The 13963-nt window shown below is 67.8% G+C and carries 13 protein-coding genes; 10 read left to right on the top strand and 3 right to left on the bottom strand.

Features of this window, described 5'->3' with window-relative positions:
- The first annotated feature begins 236 nt into the window (after positions 1-236).
- Positions 237-515: a hypothetical protein gene (locus tag U6958_RS24375; protein WP_143044700.1), complete on the top strand. Its 279-nt coding sequence runs from the start codon at positions 237-239 to the stop codon at positions 513-515.
- A gap of 32 nt (positions 516-547) precedes the next feature.
- Here the strand turns inward: U6958_RS24375 and U6958_RS24370 are convergent, their stop codons facing one another.
- The 3 genes from U6958_RS24370 to U6958_RS24360 form a co-directional block, all read right to left on the bottom strand.
- Positions 548-1651, bottom strand: a complete 1104-nt coding sequence (locus tag U6958_RS24370; protein WP_047474943.1) for a porin — start codon at positions 1649-1651, stop codon at positions 548-550.
- Positions 1652-1778: 127 nt separating this feature from the next.
- The gene (locus U6958_RS24365) at positions 1779-2624 is read right to left on the bottom strand and encodes a substrate-binding domain-containing protein (RefSeq protein WP_047327059.1); all 846 of its coding nucleotides are present in this window, start codon (positions 2622-2624) and stop codon (positions 1779-1781) included.
- A gap of 54 nt (positions 2625-2678) precedes the next feature.
- Entirely contained in the window at positions 2679-3653 is a 975-nt protein-coding gene (locus U6958_RS24360; RefSeq protein WP_074923848.1) for a tripartite tricarboxylate transporter substrate binding protein, read from the bottom strand.
- Between the two features lie 111 nt (positions 3654-3764).
- Between U6958_RS24360 and U6958_RS24355 the strand changes: the two genes are divergently transcribed.
- From U6958_RS24355 to U6958_RS24315, 9 genes are all read left to right on the top strand, one after another.
- Positions 3765-4667 carry a LysR family transcriptional regulator gene (locus tag U6958_RS24355; RefSeq protein ID WP_016449615.1) on the top strand — a complete coding sequence of 301 codons (903 nt, stop codon included), beginning with the start codon at positions 3765-3767 and terminating at the stop codon, positions 4665-4667.
- Positions 4668-4964: 297 nt separating this feature from the next.
- Positions 4965-5546 carry an FMN reductase gene (msuE, locus tag U6958_RS24350; protein ID WP_074923850.1) on the top strand — a complete coding sequence of 194 codons (582 nt, stop codon included), beginning with the start codon at positions 4965-4967 and terminating at the stop codon, positions 5544-5546.
- A 338-nt stretch (positions 5547-5884) separates the two neighbouring features.
- Positions 5885-7078, top strand: coding sequence for a substrate-binding domain-containing protein (locus tag U6958_RS24345; protein ID WP_047474939.1), 1194 nt, complete (start codon positions 5885-5887; stop codon positions 7076-7078).
- Positions 7079-7081: 3 nt separating this feature from the next.
- Positions 7082-7864, top strand: a complete 783-nt coding sequence (locus tag U6958_RS24340; RefSeq protein WP_012204469.1) for an ABC transporter ATP-binding protein — start codon at positions 7082-7084, stop codon at positions 7862-7864.
- Positions 7861-8610: an ABC transporter ATP-binding protein gene (locus U6958_RS24335; RefSeq protein WP_074923853.1), complete on the top strand. Its 750-nt coding sequence runs from the start codon at positions 7861-7863 to the stop codon at positions 8608-8610. The genes U6958_RS24340 and U6958_RS24335 overlap by 4 nt, the downstream gene beginning before the upstream one ends.
- Positions 8607-9599 (top strand): branched-chain amino acid ABC transporter permease, encoded by a 993-nt coding sequence (locus tag U6958_RS24330; protein WP_074923856.1) that lies wholly within the window; start codon positions 8607-8609, stop codon positions 9597-9599. Before U6958_RS24335 ends, U6958_RS24330 begins: the two co-directional genes overlap by 4 nt.
- 13 nt (positions 9600-9612) lie before the next feature.
- Positions 9613-10680 (top strand): branched-chain amino acid ABC transporter permease, encoded by a 1068-nt coding sequence (locus U6958_RS24325; protein WP_016449609.1) that lies wholly within the window; start codon positions 9613-9615, stop codon positions 10678-10680.
- A 52-nt stretch (positions 10681-10732) separates the two neighbouring features.
- Positions 10733-12937: a 3-hydroxybutyrate oligomer hydrolase family protein gene (locus U6958_RS24320; protein ID WP_074923892.1), complete on the top strand. Its 2205-nt coding sequence runs from the start codon at positions 10733-10735 to the stop codon at positions 12935-12937.
- A 62-nt stretch (positions 12938-12999) separates the two neighbouring features.
- The gene (locus U6958_RS24315) at positions 13000-13920 is read left to right on the top strand and encodes an alpha/beta fold hydrolase (protein ID WP_074923859.1); all 921 of its coding nucleotides are present in this window, start codon (positions 13000-13002) and stop codon (positions 13918-13920) included.
- Positions 13921-13963: the final 43 nt, after the last annotated feature.

The following is a 13963-nucleotide window of genomic DNA, read 5'->3' as shown; positions in this document are numbered from 1 at the left end:
TTCTCCGCAGCGGTCGCTCGCGGCTTAGTGGGGTACGACTGCTGATGGCCGGTAGTGCGCGTTCGACGGCGAAGTCTGGAAGACCGCAACCGCCGCAAAGCCGACACCGACAGGCCCGCGACGAACGACTGCAACGGGTCGATAGCCGTCGTTGGGTTGTCGCCGCTGAACGTCGTCAACCAGCCTGAAGCCGTCGCTCGAAAGTCTTCGCGCGACAACCACAAGAAATGCAGTTGATGAAAAACCTACTGCGAGGGGCAGCGATCACGGCGTTGCTGGCAACTCTGGGTTGCAGCCAGCCGCCAAATGGCCGGTGGGAAGCGAGGCAAAGCGTCGATGTTCTGCTGAAAAAGGGCCAACCGCAGACAGTGGCATTTGTCCTCAACGCAGGGGACTTTTGCGCATTCGGCCAGCAGTGGAGCTTTGAAAAGGAGCTGCGCTACAAGGAAGTGATCTGCCCCCAGGGCAAGGGCTGGATCACTTCCGACACGCCTTTCAAAAAGCTGGGCGGTTGAGCTGGCGATGGGGCGAGTGTTCGCAGCGCCCCTCAGAAGCTATGCATCAACCCAGCAGTAACCCCCGTAGCCACATCCTTGTTTTGCCCGCCCTGAAACCCTCCGCTCCAATGCGTGCGGTCCAGTTCCGCATACAGCTTGCTGCGGCGTGACAGCTTGTATTCCGCAAACAGCAGGGCGCGGGTGTAGCCGTCTGCGGCGCGGCCGCTGCGTTCGCGTTCCACGCGGTACAGGGCGGCGGTCAGGTCCAGCGTGCTGCGGGCGGACCAGGTGGCGCCCAGCGAGTGCACGCGCTGCACGGTGCGGGCGGTGGTGGCGTTGGTCTGGCCGTCGCTGCGCGCGGTGTTCAGCGCAAGGCGCAGCTTGTCCCATTGGTAGCTGGCGCCCAGGGTGGCGGCTTTCAGCTCCCACTGGTCTGCGGTCTTGAAGCGCTGGTAGGCGCCGGAGACGGTCCATGTCTTCGTGCCATAGGCCAGGCCCGCGCCGGCCGATGAGCGGGCGGAGCCGCCTTGCGCCGTCTCGCCAAAGCTGTACATGGCGCGGGCGGTGAGGCCGCCGAAGCGGCCGGTGTACTTGACCGAGTTGTCCAGCCGGTACGAGCCGGTGGTGGCGCCCGCGCTGCCGTATTCCACGCCCAGGCCGTGGCTGCTGAGCGCGGCGGTGGCGATGTTGGGGTTGAAGGAGGCAAACCGCATGCCCACGGGGTCCACGGGGCTGATGGCCTCTGCCAGCAGGTTGGTCTGGCGGCCGGCCGTGATCTGGCCCCAGCTGCCGCCCAGGCCCACGATGGCCGCGCGGTCGAAGAATTTGCTGGAGTTGGCGGTGGTGCCGGTGTCCAGGTTCAGGCCGGTTTCCAGGTTGAACAGGGCGTACATGCCGCCGCCCAGGTCTTCGCGGCCGCGAAACCCGAAGCGGCTGGTGGTGTTGACGCCGCTGGACAGCGCGGCGCCCGAGGTGTTGCTGGCCGCGTTGGCAGCGGTGAGGCCGCTGGTGTAGCGCACGCCGGTATCGGCAATGCCGTAGAGCGTGATGCTGGATTGCGCAAGGGCCGACAGCGGTGCGGCGGCAAGGGTGATCAGCACCAGGGTTTTGGTGTTCATGGGTGTGGCGAGGGTGATAGGGCTGGGCAGCGGCATGCCGCAGCAGTGCCGTTGCAGCGCCGCTGGATGGAGGTCGAACCGGGGAGGGGGAAGGCCCCCTGTGTGTCGAGGGCCTTGAGTGCCTAGAGAGCCTAGAGGGCCTTGAGGGCTCGGGGGCCTGCCGTCAGGGCTTGGCCGCCGGCTCCATGCCGGTGCTGCGCACGATGGGCGCAGCGGCGGGGGCTGCCAGGAAGCGGATCAGGTGTCGCGCCGTGTCAGGGCTCTTGGCGCCGGTGGCCACGCCTGCGGAGAAGAAGACGCGCTGCTGCACTTCATCGGGCAGGGGGCCGACGAATTCCAGCTCCTTGAACGGCAGCAGTTCGCTGACCTGCTGGAAGCCGATGTCCGCATCGCCACGCAGCACCACGGCGCCCACGCGCTCGCTGAGGATGCGGGTGGCCTTGCCCTTCATCTGCTCGGCCACGCCCAGGCGCGGGAACAGTTCGTTGGCCAAGTAGGTGCCGCTGGCGCTGGCCGAGTAGGCAACGGATTTGGCGTCCAGCAGGGTCTGCCTGAGCGCGTCCACGGTGCTGATGTCGGGCTTGGGCGTGCCCTTGCGCACGCTCATGCCGATCATGGAGCGCGCCAGGTCCACGCGGCTGCCCGCTTCCACCTTGCCTTGCGCTGCCAGGTTGTCCAGGGCCGAGTCGGCGAGGATGACCACGTCGAACTGCTCGCCCCGCGCCAGCCGGCTGGGAATGGAGTCCTGCGCATTGCCCATGGAGGCGCCGCGCGAGGTGACGACCTTGTGGCCCGTGGCCTGCTCGTACAGGGGTATCAGCTGGTCGTAGGCGGCAGAGAAGCCGCCCGAGGTGACCACGCGGATTTCATCTGCGGCGGCGGTGGAGGGCGCGGCAGCGCCCAGGGCCAGGCCCAGGCTGAGGGCGCCGCCCAGCAGCGCGCCCAGGGTGCGGCGGCGCAGGGTGGATGGCACGGAGGACTGCAGGGGGGTGGAACGGATGGCGGTCATGGTTTGTCTCCTGGTTTTTTATGGTTGGGGAACGGCTAACGGCTGGCGAGGGAATCAATCGGCGGTGATTTTTCGCTCGCGGATGATGCGGCCCCACTTGGCGTGCTCGGCGCCAATGAACTGGCCCAGTTCCTCGCGGGTGCCCGGGGCGGCGGTCTGGCCGTGCTTGAGCAGGTTGTCGCGTACTTCGGGGGTGTTCAGCACCTTGACCAGCTCGGTGTTCCAGCGGTCCAGCAAGGGCTTGGGCGTCTTGGCGGATGCCACGAAGGCGTACCAGTTGGTGGCGTTGAAGCCGGGGAAGCTTTCGGCCACGGTGGGCACGTTGGGCAGGTAGGCCGGGCGCGTGAGGCCCGTGGTGGCCAGCGGGATGAGCTTGCCCGATTCGATGTGGGGCAGGGCCGTGGGCGGGGCTGCGTAGAAGGAGGTCACGCGGTTGCCCAGCACATCCTGCAGGGCGGGCGCGCCGCCCTTGTAGGGCACGTGCAGAGTGTCGATCTTGGCGACATCGTTGAGCAGTTCACCGGCCAGGTGCGATGCGGAGCCGGGGCCGGTGGAGGCGAAGTCCAGCTTGCCGGGTTCGCGCCTGGCCTTGGCCACGTATTCGCCCAGGGTCTTGATGCCGGTGGCGGCCGGCACGACGAGCACGTTGGGAAAGTTCACGCCCATGGTGATGGGGGCCAGGTCCTTGAGCGGGTCATAGCCGATCTTCATGAAGTGCGGCGCAATGGCCAGCGGGCCGATGGAGCCGAAGAGCAGCACCGAGCCGTCGGACGGGCCATTGGCCACCTGCGTGTGGGCCAGGTTGCCGCCCGCGCCGGGCTTGTTTTCCACGACCACGCTCTGGCCGATGTTCTCGCCCAGCTTCTTGGCGATGATGCGCGCGGCAATGTCGGCCGAGCCGCCTGCAGCAAAGCCGACCACCATGACCACGGGTTTCTTGGGGGGGAAGTCCTGGGCCTGGGCAGCGCCCACGGCCAGGGAAAGAAGGGCTGCCAGGGCGCCGCCCGCGATCAGTCTGCGTTGGTGCATGTCGTCTCCGTTTGTTGGTCTTGCCTGCCCGCAGGGGGCAGCGTTATCAAGGGCGCCATCCTATGCAGGGGCTGCTATTCTGTGAATTGCAACTTTTGGAGGGACTGTTGCATGCAGCGCATCAAATTCGACATGGGGGAGCTGATCGCCTTCGTGACCACGGCCGAGAAGGCCAGTTTTCGCCTGGCCGCAGAAGCGCTTTTCCTGTCGCCGCCTGCCTTGAGCCGGCGCGTGGAGCGCCTGGAGTCGGTGCTGGGCGTGCGGCTGCTGGAGCGCACCACGCGGCAAGTGAAGCTGACCGAGGTAGGCCATGAATTCCTGCAGGAGGCGCGCCGGGCCCTGGCCGGCCTGGACGAGGCCGTGCAGCGCGTGGATGACCAGGTCAAGCTGCGCCGTGGCCGGGTGACGGTTGCCTGCGTGCCTTCGGTGGCCACCAATCTGCTGCCCCCGGTACTGAAATCCTTTGCCGTGGAGCAGCCCGATGTGCAGGTGCACGTCATCGACGAGAGCGCGCACCAGGTGGTGGAGGCCGTGCTGCGCGGGGAGGCGGACTTTGGCCTGAGCTTCACGGGCAGCCAGGAGCCGTCGCTGCGCTTTGAGGCGCTCACGCGCGAGCGCTATGTGCTGGCCATGCCGCGCAGCCATGCCTGGGCCGGGCGCAGCCAGGTGGAATGGGCCGAGCTGGCGGGCAAGCGCCTGGTGTCCGTCTCCCACCAAAGCGGCAACCGGCTGCTGCTGGACCAGGTGATGGCCGGCCTGCCAGAGCAGCCCGTGGCCTGGCACGAATGCAACCACGTCACGGGCGCCCTGGCCCTGGTGGAAGCGGGCCTGGGCCTGGCCGCCGTGCCCCAGCTGGCCCTGCGCCAGGACCATGCCCAGGTCTGCGGCGTGCCGCTGACCGCGCCCGATGTGTGGCGCACGCTGGGCCTGCTGCAGCGGCGCGATCGCATGCTCGGGCCTGTGGCGCAGGCCTTGCGGGAGTGTCTGGTGCAGGCCCAGGAAGCGGGCCGCTGAGCGGGAATGCCGGTTCGGCAACGGCCCGCTTGTGCGCGATGCAGATGCCCGCCTCGCTTGTGACCCGGATGCTCCCCCGAACAGCACCGACGGGGCAGGTTTAAGGCTTTATATGAGTTTTAATCATGTAATTGTGAGATAAAAACATTTTACTTCATTGATTTGGCTCCATATCATCCGCTCCCATTGTTCGTTTGCATTTTGGGAAGCAGTCATGGCCATCACTTCACCTCGGACCGCATGGTCGCCACAACCGGCTCCCGCGTTGAACCCCGGCCATCTTGCGTGAGAGCAGCAATGACACGTCCACTTCGTCTGGTCGCCGTATCCGGCGGACTGCAGCGCCCCTCCAAGTCTGCCGCCCTGGCAGAGCATCTGTCTGATCTGATCGCCGACGAAGGTCCGTGCGAACAACGCCTGGTGGAACTGGGCCAGCTCGCGCCGCAGCTTGCCGGCGCTGTGTGGCGCTCGCAGTTGCCCGAGACGGTGGAGCGTGAGCTTGCGGCGGTGGAGCAGGCGGATGTGCTGGTGGTGGCCACACCGGTCTTTCGCGGCGCCTACACCGGACTGTTCAAGCACTTCTTCGACTTCGTCCACCAGGACGCCTTGATCGACAAACCCGTGCTGCTGGCGGCCACCGGTGGAAGCGAGCGCCATGCCCTGGTGATCGACCACCAGTTGCGGCCGCTGTTCAGCTTCTTCCAGGCACGCACCCTGCCACTGGGTGTCTACGCGACCGACAAGGATTTCTTGGACTACCGCCTGCACGACGAGGCACTGCTACAGCGGGCCGCGCTGGCGGTTCAGCGGGCATTGCCGCTGGTCGAGCTGAGGCAGCGCACCATGCCCCATCTGGCCGAATCAGCGGCTGTTGCCTGAAGAAAACAACGGTTTTCTCTCCACGCCCATGGGCCTCCTGAACTCATGAGGCTGCTGGCCGGCCAGGACGTGATGGTGGGCCAGGCGAAGGGGAACATCCCAGGAGTTCATGGTTTGCCCTGTATCGGATTCAGGCAGCTGTCTTGGAAAAAGACACTGAATCTGTCCAATGGCCAGACACTTTCGGCCCTGGCACGGGCTGCCTGGCCCCGGGGGGCGCAAGGCCGTCCCTGTCTTGGTGCCGCCTGGGCGTGCCTGGCACAAAGCATGCATGGTCCCCTTGCAAAACGGCAGGCCCAGCCAGGCCATCAAGCCGCAAACCCCAAAGGAGACAAACCATGCACCGCCGCCCCTTCCTCCATTGCGCCATCGCACTCGCCGCCATGGCCGCTGCAGCTCCTGCTGCACTGGCCCAGCAGGGCGAGATCCGCATTGCCCACGTCTACAGCAAGACCGGCGCGTTGGAGGCCTATGGCAAGCAGACCCAGGCCGGGCTGCTGATGGGGCTGGAGTACGCCACGGGCGGCAGCATGGCGGTGAATGGCAAAAAGCTGGTGGTGATCGAGAAGGACGACCAGGGCAAGCCCGACCTGGGCAAGAGCCTGCTGGCCACGGCGTATTCCGATGACAAGGCCGATCTGGCCGTGGGGCCCACGTCGTCCGGCGTGGCGCTGGCCATGCTGCCGGTGGCCGAGGAGTACAAGAAGATTTTGCTGGTGGAGCCGGCCGTGGCCGATTCGATCACGGGCGACAAGTGGAACAAGTACATCTTCCGCACGGGCCGCAACTCCAGCCAGGACGCCATCAGCAATGCGGTGGCCATCGACAGGGCGGGCGTGACGATTGCCACGCTGGCCCAGGACAACGCCTTCGGCCGCGACGGGGTGAAGGCCTTCAAGGACGCCATCAAGAAGGGCAAGCTGGCGCATGAGGAGTACCTGCCTGCCGCCACCACGGATTTCACGGCAGGGGCGCAGCGGCTGATCGACAAGCTCAAGGACCAGCCGGGCAGGAAGATCATCTGGATCGTGTGGGCCGGGGCGGGCAATCCGTTCAAGATCGCGGACCTGGACCTCAAGCGCTACGGGATCGAGATCGCCACGGGCGGCAACATCCTGCCCGCCATGGCGGCCTACAAGAATCTGCCGGGCATGGAGGGCGCCACGTACTACTACTACGGCATTCCCAAGAACCCGGTGAACGAGGCGCTGGTGTCCATGCACTACAAGCAGTACAAGACGCCGCCGGATTTCTTCACGGCCGGCGGCTTCTCTGCGGCCATGGCCATCGTGACGGCGCTCAAGAAGACAGGTGGAGACACCAAGACCAACGGTCTGATCAAGGCCATGGAGGGCATGAGCTTCGACACGCCCAAGGGCCAGATGACCTTCCGCAAGGAAGACCACCAGGCCCTGCAGAGCATGTACCACTTCAAGATCCGCGTGGACCCGGCGCTGGCCTGGGGCGTGCCCGAGCTGGTGCGCGAGATCAAGCCCGAGGAGATGCAGGTTCCTATCCGCAACGGCCGCTGAGCAATGTTGCGCACAGAGGATCTGACCATCCGCTTCGGGGGCCATGTGGCCGTCAACGGCGTGAGCTGCGCTTTCGAGCCGGGCACGCTGACGGCCATCGTGGGGCCCAACGGGGCGGGCAAGACCACGTATTTCAACCTGATCTCGGGGCAGCTCAAGGCCACGGCCGGGCGCGTGCTGCTGGGCGGGCGCGAGCTGACGGGGCTGGCCCCTTCGGCGCGCACGCGGGCCGGGCTGGGGCGGGCGTTCCAGCTCACCAATCTGTTCCCGCACCTGAGCGTGCTGGAGAACGTGCGCCTGGCCGTGCAGGCGCGCGACGAGGGGCCGCACCGGCGCGGCCTGAACCTGTGGAGCATCTGGAGCGACCACCGGGCATTGACGCAGCGGGCGCTGCACATCCTCGACCAGGTGGCCCTGTCCGCCCGGCGCGACGAGGCCGTGGCCGCGCTGCCGCATGGCGACCAGCGCAAGCTGGAGGTGGCCTTGCTGATGGCGCTGGAACCCCAGGTCTATATGTTCGACGAGCCCACGGCGGGCATGAGCCATGACGAGGCGCCGGTGATCCTGGACCTGATACGCAAGCTCAAGCAGGACCGCAGCAAGATCATCCTGCTGGTGGAGCACAAGATGGATGTGGTGCGCGAGCTGGCCGACCGCATCATCGTGCTGACCAATGGCACGCTGGTGGCCGATGGGCCGCCGGCCGAGGTCATTGCCTCGCCTGTGGTGCAGCAGGCCTACCTGGGTGTGGTGCCGGAGCAGGGCGCCGTGAAGGAGGCCGCATGAGCGCTGCCGCCAACCTCAACCCAAACGCCAACCTGCTGGAACTGTCGGGCGTGCACACGCATATCGGGGCCTATCACATCCTGCATGGCGTGGACCTGGCCGTGCCGCGCGGGCAGCTGACCATGCTGCTGGGGCGCAACGGCGCGGGCAAGACGACCACGCTGCGCACCATCATGGGCCTGTGGCGGGCCAGCCAGGGGCGCATCGCCTTTGGCGGGGCCGACATCACGGCCCTGCCCACGCCCGCGATCGCGCGGCTGAACATTGCCTATGTGCCCGAGAACATGGGCATCTTCGCGGACCTGACGGTGCAGGAAAACCTGCTGCTGGCCGCGCGCGGCGCCTCGCGCGCCGACCGCATGGACGCGCAGCGGCTGCAGTGGATCTTCGGCATGTTCCCGGCCGTGGAGAAGTTCTGGAACCACCCGGCCGGCAAGCTGTCGGGCGGGCAAAAGCAGATGGTGGCGGTGGCGCGCGCCATCGTGGAGCCGCGCGACCTGCTGATCGTGGACGAGCCCAGCAAGGGCCTGGCACCGGCCATCATCGAGAACATGATCGCGGCCTTCGCCCAGCTCAAGGCGGGCGGCACGACGATTGTGCTGGTGGAGCAGAACCTGGGCTTTGCGCGCCGCCTGGGCGACCGCGTGGCGGTGATGGACAACGGCCGCGTGGTGCACGCGGGCGGCATGGCCGAGTTCTCGGCAGACGCGGCGTTGCAGCAGTCGCTGCTGGGGCTTTCGCTATGAACAAGCTGAACAGGCTGGATGTGGATTTCAAGCCGCTGCTGCTGGTGCCCGTGCTGGCCCTGGCGGCGCTGCCGCTGGTGGGCTCGGGCTCGACCTGGCTGACGCTGACGGTGGCGGGGCTGGCCATGGGGATGATCGTGTTCATCATCGCCTCGGGGCTGACGCTGGTGTTCGGGCTGATGGACGTGCTGAACTTCGGCCACGGCGTGTTCATCGCGCTGGGTGCCTTCGTGGCCACCAACGTGCTGGGTGCCATGGGCGACTGGACGGGGTCGGACCAGCTGTGGCGCAACCTGCTGGCCGTGCTGCCGGCCATGGTGGTGGCCATGCTGGTGGCGGGTGCCATCGGGCTGGCGTTCGAGCGCTTCATCGTGCGGCCCGTGTACGGCCAGCATCTCAAGCAGATCCTGATCACCATGGGCGGCATGATCATCGGCGAGGAGCTGATCAAGCTCATCTGGGGCCCGCAGCAGATTCCGCTGCCGCTGCCCCAGGGCATGAAGGGCGCCTGGCTGCTGGGCGATGCCGCCGTGGAAAAGTACCGCGTGGTGGCCGTGCTGGTGGGGCTGGCGGTGTTTGCCCTGCTGGCCTGGACGCTGTCGCGCACCAAGATCGGCCTGCTGATCCGCGCGGGCGTGCAGGACCGCGAGATGGTGGAGGCCCTGGGCTACCGCGTGCGCCGCCTGTTCGTGGGCGTGTTCGTGGCGGGCTCGGCCCTGGCCGGGCTGGGCGGGGTGATGTGGGGCATGTACCAGCAGAGCGTGGTGCCGCAGATGGGCGCGCAGGTGAATGTGCTGATCTTCATCGTGATCATCATCGGCGGGCTGGGCAGCACGGGCGGGGCGCTGATCGGCGCGCTGCTGGTGGGGCTGATGGCCAACTACACGGGGTTCCTGGTGCCCAAGGTGGCGCTGTTCTCCAACATCGCGCTGATGGTGGCCATCCTGCTGTGGCGCCCGCAGGGCGTCTATCCCGTGGCCAACCGCTGAAGGAGTGATCGACATGCTCAACCGATTGCTTTCCGGCGACCTGCCGCGCAGCCGCGTGCTGGCGGTGCTGCTGCTGTTGATCTTCCTGGGGCTGGCGGCGGCGCCGTTCGTGTTCCCTGGCGTGAAGGCGCTGAACGTGGCGGCCAAGGTGCTGATCTTCGTGGTGCTGGTGGCCAGCTTCGATCTGCTGCTGGGCTACACCGGCATCGTGAGCTTTGCGCACACCATGTTCTTCGGCATTGGCGCCTATGGCGTGGCGATTGCATCGTCGCGCATGGGCGCGGGCTGGGGCGCGCTGGCGCTGGGCCTGGGCGCGGCGCTGCTGGTGTCGCTGCTGCTGTCGCTGGCCATCGGCCTGTTCTCGCTGCGCGTGCGGGCCATCTTCTTTGCCATGATCACGCTGGCCGTGGCGGCGGCGTTCCAGACGCTGGCCTCCCAACTGTCGGAATGGACGGGCGGGGAGGACGGGCTGAGCTTCAAGCTGCCCGAGTGGCTGTCGCCCAGCTTCGAGCCGTTCGAGAACGAGGTGCTGGGCGTGCTGATCGACGGGCGCATCATCACCTACTACCTGCTGTTCGTGCTGGCCGTGGCGCTGGTGCTGGCGCTGCTGCGCATCGTCAATTCCCCGTTCGGCCGCGTGCTGCAGGCCATCCGCGAGAACGAGTTCCGCGCCGAGGCCATCGGCTACCGCGTGGTGGTGTACCGCACCCTCTCCAGCGTGCTGTCGGCCCTGTTCGCATGCGTGGCCGGGGCCATGCTGGCGCTGTGGCTGCGTTATAACGGGCCAGATACCTCGCTGTCGTTCGAGATCATGATGGACTGCCTGCTGATCGTGGTGATCGGCGGCATGGGCACCATCTATGGCGCGGCGATCGGCTCGGTGCTGTTCCTCATCGCCCAGAGCTATCTGCAGGACCTGCTGCGCGTGGCCAGCGAGGCCGCGCACAGCCTGCCCTGGCTGGCCGCGCTGCTGTCGCCCGACCGCTGGCTGCTGTGGCTGGGCGTGCTGTTCGTGTTGTCGGTCTACTATTTCCCCACGGGCGTCGTGGGGCGTCTGCGTTCTTCCCGCGCCGGAGCCTGACCAGGGCCCCTGGCGCATTCGTGCATCAGAGAACTACCACAAGGAGATGGGCATGTTGAAGCGTGAAGAGATGGTGTCGTCGATTCCTGCAACCCCCTGGCGCTGGGCCTTCACGGCGTTGGCGGCGGCCGCGCTGGCGGCCTGCGGCAGCGGCGAGCGTGAGCCCAGCAACGACCTGCCCAAGGGCTTTACCGAGCTGGGCGCCACGGTGTATCCGGCCACGGCTACCGGCACGGGTGCCACGGCAGCCACGCAGGACTTGCTGACGGGCGGCCTGGGCAAGACGGGCCTGGGCGCCGCAGCCGCGCCCCTGTATGCGGACCCTGCCAATCCCACGGCGGCGGAGCTTCGGCGCAATGCGCTGTACTCCAACTACCGGGGCATCCTGGACCCCACGGCGGGCGGCGGCTATGGCACGCTGTACGGCCCCAACATCACGGCAGACGGGCAGGTGACTGCGGGCGAAGGGCTGATCCCCGGGCGCGAGTACCTGGCCGTGCTGGACGACGGCACGGGCCGCAAGCAGACCATGGTGGCCGTGCAGGTGCCGGACAGCTTTGACCGCAACCGGCCCTGCATCGTGCTGGGCCCGTCCTCGGGCTCGCGCGGCGTGTATGGCGCCATCGGCACGGCGGGCGAGTGGGGCCTGAAAAAGGGCTGCGCCGTGGCGCTGACCGACGCGGGCAAGGGCGTGGGCCTGCACAACCTGAGCGACGACACCGTCAACAAGCTGGACGGCACGCGCGCCACGCGCACGGATGCGGGCAGCCTGTCCTTCTTTGCCGCACGGCTGACCGATGCGGCGCGCGCCGCCTACAACGCGGCGTTTCCCAACCGCATTGCCATCAAGCACGCGCATTCCCAGCAGAACCCTGAAAAGGACTGGGGCAACGACACGCTGGCGGCGGCCCGCTATGCGCTGTACGTGCTCAATGCCCGCTATGGCACCACGCAGGACCCCGTGCCCTTCGGCAAGGACAACACGCTGGTGCTGGCGGGCTCGGCCTCCAACGGCGGCGCGGCCGTGCTGCGTGCGGCCGAGCTGGATACGGACGGCCTGATCGACGGCGTGGTGGCCTCCGAACCCGTGACCGAGATGCCCACGCGCCAGGGCTACACCATTGCCGTGGGCAATGCGACCATGCCCAACCCGGGCCGCACGCTGGCCGAGTACACCACCTACGGCAACATCTACCAGCCCTGCGCGGCGCTGGCTCCCGATGCGGCGCTGACCGAGACCTCGATCTTCAACTACATAGGCCTCACCGCCATGACGGCGCGTGCCGAGGCACGCTGCACCAGCCTGGCCGCCAAGGGCCTGGTCATCGGCGCCACCACGGCCGACCGCGCCGCCAATGCGCTGAGCAAGCTGCGCCTGTACGGCTGGACGCGCGACCACGACCGCATGCACAACGCCCACTACGCGCTGGGCAACGGCCCCATCCTGTCGGCCATGTACACCATGGCCTATGGCCGGTTTGGCGTGGATGCCAACCTGTGCCGCACCAGCTTTGCGGCCGCCAATGCCACGGGCGACGTGGTGCCCGCCACGGGGGCCGCGCTGGCCCAGAGCTTTGCCACGGCCAATGGCACGGCCAACGGCACGCCCGCCACGGTGGTCTACAACGACTCGGTGGGCGGGGCCAAGGCCTGGCAGTTTGCCGTGTCGCCCTCCACGCGCGTGGCCGACCTGGGCCTGGACAACGCGCTGTGCCAGCACGCGCTGGTGACGGGCTTCGATCCGGTGACCGGCTTCAACCTGTCCGAGAGCAGCGTGCCCACGCGTGCCCAGAGCGACGCCGTGCGCGCCGGCATCAACGAGGTGCTGCATACCGGCAGGCTGCGCGGCAAGCCCACCATCATCGTGGCGGGCCGCAGCGATGCGCTGGTGCCGGTCAACCACAATGCGCGCGCCTACACGGTGCTCAACCGTGGCCTGGATGGCTCCAGCACGCGGCTGCGCTATATCGAGGTGGTGAATGCCCAGCATTTCGATGCCTTCCTGCCGTTCTCCGGCTTCGACACGCGCTTCGTGCCGCTGCACCCGTACTTCAACCAGGCCATGGATGCCGTGTGGGCCAACCTGCGCAGCAGCACCGCGCTGCCCGCCAGCCAGGTGGTGCGCACCACGCCGCGCGGCGGCCAGCCGGGCGCGGCGCCTGCCATCACGGCGGCCCAGGTGCCGCCCTTCGTGACGCGGCCCGCAACGGCCAACACCATCGAGGTCAGCGACGGGCTGATCCGCATCCCTGAGTGAGCCAGGCCCCGGGGCGGCCGGCTGCCACGGCGGCCGGCCGCTCCTGCACAGAGATTTCTTCCATGGCTTCCACAGCATCACCCTCGTCCGCATCCCCTTGTGTTGCCGTGCCGGATTCCCGCTACGCGCACTGCTCGGGCTATGAGATCCACTACATGGACTGGCAGCCTGCGCCCGGCGCGGAGCCTGCGGGTACGGTCATCGCCTGGCACGGGCTGGCACGCACGGGGCGCGACATGGATGCGCTGGCGCAGTTCCTGGCGGGGCAGGGCTGGCGCGTGGTCTGCCCCGACACGCTGGGCCGGGGCCTGAGCCAGTGGAGCCGCGCGCCGCGCGAGGAATACCGGCTGGGCTTCTACGCCCGCATTGCGCGCGGGCTGTTCGATGCGCTGGGGCTGGAGCGCGCGCATTGGGTGGGCACGTCCATGGGCGGGGCCATCGGCACGGTCTGCGCCTCGGGCCTGTTCGAGCCTTCGCTGCGCGCCCGCATTGCGACGCTGGTGCTCAACGACAATGCGCCGCAACTGGCCGAGTCAGCGCTGGCGCGCATCAAGGCCTATGCGGGTGAGCCGCCGGCCTTCGACACCGTGGGCGAGCTGGAGGCCTTTTTTCGCCAGGCCTACCGGCCCTATGGCTGGCTCGGCGAGGCCGAGTGGCGCAAGCTCACCGAAACCAGCGTGCGCCGCCTGCCCGATGGGCGCGTCACGCCGCACTACGACCCGGCCATGATCGAGCAGTTCACGGCCCATGACGACGACTACGGCATCTGGCCGCACTACGACGCGCTGGAGATCCCCGTGCTGCTGCTGCGGGGCGTGGACTCGGACCTGGTGCTGCCCGAGGTGGCCAGGGAAATGACCACGCGCGGCCCCGGCGCGCGCGGCCTGCTGCACTGGCAGGAGGTGCCCGGCTGCGGCCATGCGCCGGCGCTGAACGTGCCCGCGCACTGGCAATGGGTGCTGGAGCATCTGCAGCGCGGCTGAGCATCAACCCGGGCCGGGCGCGGATGTTGCAGCCGCGCTAGCA

Source organism: Delftia lacustris, from assembly GCF_040267515.1.
In the GTDB taxonomy this organism is placed as follows: domain Bacteria; phylum Pseudomonadota; class Gammaproteobacteria; order Burkholderiales; family Burkholderiaceae_C; genus Comamonas; species Comamonas tsuruhatensis.
This window is presented reverse-complemented; position numbering and strand designations above follow the sequence as displayed.

What these genes read in the sequence shown, in the direction of transcription:
- U6958_RS24375 (WP_143044700.1), top strand. Translation starts at nt 237, where the DNA reads ATGAAAAACCTACTGCGAGGGGCAGCGATCACGGCGTTGCTGGCAACT.
- U6958_RS24370 (WP_047474943.1), bottom strand. Translation starts at nt 1,651, where the DNA reads ATGCCGCTGCCCAGCCCTATCACCCTCGCCACACCCATGAACACCAAA.
- U6958_RS24365 (WP_047327059.1), bottom strand. Translation starts at nt 2,624, where the DNA reads ATGACCGCCATCCGTTCCACCCCCCTGCAGTCCTCCGTGCCATCCACC.
- U6958_RS24360 (WP_074923848.1), bottom strand. Translation starts at nt 3,653, where the DNA reads ATGCACCAACGCAGACTGATCGCGGGCGGCGCCCTGGCAGCCCTTCTT.
- U6958_RS24355 (WP_016449615.1), top strand. Translation starts at nt 3,765, where the DNA reads ATGCAGCGCATCAAATTCGACATGGGGGAGCTGATCGCCTTCGTGACC.
- msuE (WP_074923850.1), top strand. Translation starts at nt 4,965, where the DNA reads ATGACACGTCCACTTCGTCTGGTCGCCGTATCCGGCGGACTGCAGCGC.
- U6958_RS24345 (WP_047474939.1), top strand. Translation starts at nt 5,885, where the DNA reads ATGCACCGCCGCCCCTTCCTCCATTGCGCCATCGCACTCGCCGCCATG.
- U6958_RS24340 (WP_012204469.1), top strand. Translation starts at nt 7,082, where the DNA reads ATGTTGCGCACAGAGGATCTGACCATCCGCTTCGGGGGCCATGTGGCC.
- U6958_RS24335 (WP_074923853.1), top strand. Translation starts at nt 7,861, where the DNA reads ATGAGCGCTGCCGCCAACCTCAACCCAAACGCCAACCTGCTGGAACTG.
- U6958_RS24330 (WP_074923856.1), top strand. Translation starts at nt 8,607, where the DNA reads ATGAACAAGCTGAACAGGCTGGATGTGGATTTCAAGCCGCTGCTGCTG.
- U6958_RS24325 (WP_016449609.1), top strand. Translation starts at nt 9,613, where the DNA reads ATGCTCAACCGATTGCTTTCCGGCGACCTGCCGCGCAGCCGCGTGCTG.
- U6958_RS24320 (WP_074923892.1), top strand. Translation starts at nt 10,733, where the DNA reads ATGTTGAAGCGTGAAGAGATGGTGTCGTCGATTCCTGCAACCCCCTGG.
- U6958_RS24315 (WP_074923859.1), top strand. Translation starts at nt 13,000, where the DNA reads ATGGCTTCCACAGCATCACCCTCGTCCGCATCCCCTTGTGTTGCCGTG.